The sequence below is a fragment of the Acinetobacter sp. SWAC5 genome, from assembly GCF_003419885.1.
In the GTDB taxonomy this organism is placed as follows: domain Bacteria; phylum Pseudomonadota; class Gammaproteobacteria; order Pseudomonadales; family Moraxellaceae; genus Acinetobacter; species Acinetobacter cumulans.
Window position 1 is genome coordinate 1 of the sequence record NZ_QUWR01000060.1, and the last position, 2,447, is coordinate 2,447.

General features: G+C 55.9%; 3 protein-coding genes and 1 pseudogene. All 4 read right to left on the reverse strand.

Annotation, left to right across the window (positions count from 1 at the left end):
* Window positions 1-181: 181 nt before the first annotated feature.
* Window positions 182-820 (reverse strand): phosphoribosylanthranilate isomerase, encoded by a 639-nt coding sequence (locus tag DYI81_RS17750; protein WP_004201168.1) that lies wholly within the window; start codon window positions 818-820, stop codon window positions 182-184.
* A 4-nt stretch (window positions 821-824) separates the two neighbouring features.
* The gene (gene ble / locus DYI81_RS17755) at window positions 825-1,190 is read right to left on the reverse strand and encodes a bleomycin binding protein Ble-MBL (protein WP_004201167.1); all 366 of its coding nucleotides are present in this window, start codon (window positions 1,188-1,190) and stop codon (window positions 825-827) included.
* Window positions 1,191-1,193: 3 nt separating this feature from the next.
* A complete protein-coding gene (locus tag DYI81_RS17760) occupies window positions 1,194-2,006 on the reverse strand; it encodes a subclass B1 metallo-beta-lactamase NDM-1 (protein WP_004201164.1) in 813 nt (270 codons plus the stop codon).
* A gap of 100 nt (window positions 2,007-2,106) precedes the next feature.
* A pseudogene (locus DYI81_RS17765) lies at window positions 2,107-2,322 on the reverse strand (IS30 family transposase); the annotation flags it as partial.
* Window positions 2,323-2,447: the final 125 nt, after the last annotated feature.

Sequence of the window (2,447 nt, forward strand, 5' to 3'; positions counted from 1 at the left end):
TGGATTGGTTATCTAAACTCAAAGTTCATTGAGTTTAGAACTATAATGTAAATTTACTGAATCATACCTAATGTAAGTTATTGATTTTATGATTCATCAGTTTAAGTCTTTAATGTGCAAAGACAGTGGCGCACCCGCAAGCCGATCTTTGCGCTGAACGACGCCTATTGATCGACGCGATTTAGGCCAAGCGCACCGCAAAGGCGAAATTGGTAATCTTGTCGGTATCCTTGACGCCCGGCGCGCTTTCGACGCCGCTGGAGGTATCGACCAGCGGCGCTCCGGTGCGCGCAATCGCCTCGGCAACATTCGTCGGATTTAGCCCGCCTGCCAGCCCCCACGGCAAGGCACCGCGATATCCGGCCAGCAGCGACCAGTCGAACGCCAACCCCATGCCGCCGGGCAGCGCGCCTTTGGGGGTCTTGGCGTCGAACAAGATCAAGTCCGCCGCCCCGGCATAGGCTGCGGCGCGTGCGACATCGCTGGCGCTGGCGACGGGCAGCGCCTTCCACACCGGCTTGCCAAACCGCGCGCGCAACTGGGCCACGCGTTCGGGCGATTCCGAACCGTGCAGCTGCAGCGCGTTCAGCTTGGCTGCCACCAGTGCGTCGGCGATGACAGCATCATCCGCATCGACGAACAAACCGACCATGGCGATCTGGCCAGCTGCGCGCGATGTCAAAGCGCCCGCGACATTCGACGTAACCGCACGGGGCGACGCTGGATAGAACACCAACCCGGCATAGTCCGCCCGCGCCGCGATGGTCGCATCGAGCGCCTCGGGTGTGCTGATCCCGCAAATCTTGATTTTCGCGGGCATGCGGTCAGTCGGGGTTCTGGATCAGCCGCACCAGCGTGCAGTCGGGATCGATCAGGTAGCCGATCCTCAGGCCGCTCGCCTCCAGTTGCGGAGCTTTGAAGCGCGGCCAGCCGGTGCTTTTTTCCTCGGCTCCCGCCGCGTTCACCAATGCCACCATGGCATCGAGATCATCCAACCGCAGGCAACAGCCGAACGAGCTCGTAGCTGGGTCGAGGTCAGGATAGGGGAAGAATTCGAGCTGCAAACCGCCGCGCTGCAGGATCATCCAGCCGCGATCCTTCCAACTCGTCGCAAAGCCCAGCTTCGCATAAAACGCCTCTGTCACATCGAAATCGCGCGATGGCAGATTGGGGGTGACGTGGTCAGCCATGGCTCAGCGCAGCTTGTCGGCCATGCGGGCCGTATGAGTGATTGCGGCGCGGCTATCGGGGGCGGAATGGCTCATCACGATCATGCTGGCCTTGGGGAACGCCGCACCAAACGCGCGCGCTGACGCGGCGTAGTGCTCAGTGTCGGCATCACCGAGATTGCCGAGCGACTTGGCCTTGCTGTCCTTGATCAGGCAGCCACCAAAAGCGATGTCGGTGCCGTCGATCCCAACGGTGATATTGTCACTGGTGTGGCCGGGGCCGGGGTAAAATACCTTGAGCGGGCCAAAGTTGGGCGCGGTTGCTGGTTCGACCCAGCCATTGGCGGCGAAAGTCAGGCTGTGTTGCGCCGCAACCATCCCCTCTTGCGGGGCAAGCTGGTTCGACAACGCATTGGCATAAGTCGCAATCCCCGCCGCATGCAGCGCGTCCATACCGCCCATCTTGTCCTGATGCGCGTGAGTCACCACCGCCAGCGCGACCGGCAGGTTGATCTCCTGCTTGATCCAGTTGAGGATCTGGGCGGTCTGGTCATCGGTCCAGGCGGTATCGACCACCAGCACGCGGCCGCCATCCCTGACGATCAAACCGTTGGAAGCGACTGCCCCGAAACCCGGCATGTCGAGATAGGAAGTGTGCTGCCAGACATTCGGTGCGAGCTGGCGGAAAACCAGATCGCCAAACCGTTGGTCGCCAGTTTCCATTTGCTGGCCAATCGTCGGGCGGATTTCACCGGGCATGCACCCGCTCAGCATCAATGCAGCGGCTAATGCGGTGCTCAGCTTCGCGACCGGGTGCATAATATTGGGCAATTCCATCAAGTTTTCCTTTTATTCAGCATTAAAAACCCCGCAAATGCGAGGCCTAGTAAATAGATGATCTTAATTTGGTTCACTGTAGCAAAAATATGGGGCGAATTCAAACATGAGGTGCGACAGTTTCAAAAGCCATATGATAATCAACAAGCTGAGCAAATTTCTCTAATGGTGTAAGCCAATCTAACGCCTTTCTAGGACGAGTATTCAGTGACATGGCAACTTGATTTAAATAATGCTGATCTGCCTGATTTAAATCAATCCCTTTAGGTAAATATTGCCTAATTAAACCATTCATATTTTCGCATGTGCCTTTTTGTGACTGACCATTAAAGTCTCAAAAATGACATTAATGTTCTAAACTTTAACAATATAGTTGTAAACTCAAAGAGGAAGTTTGAATGAATATTACGAAAAAATCAGATTCAATACTTGTGGTATTTT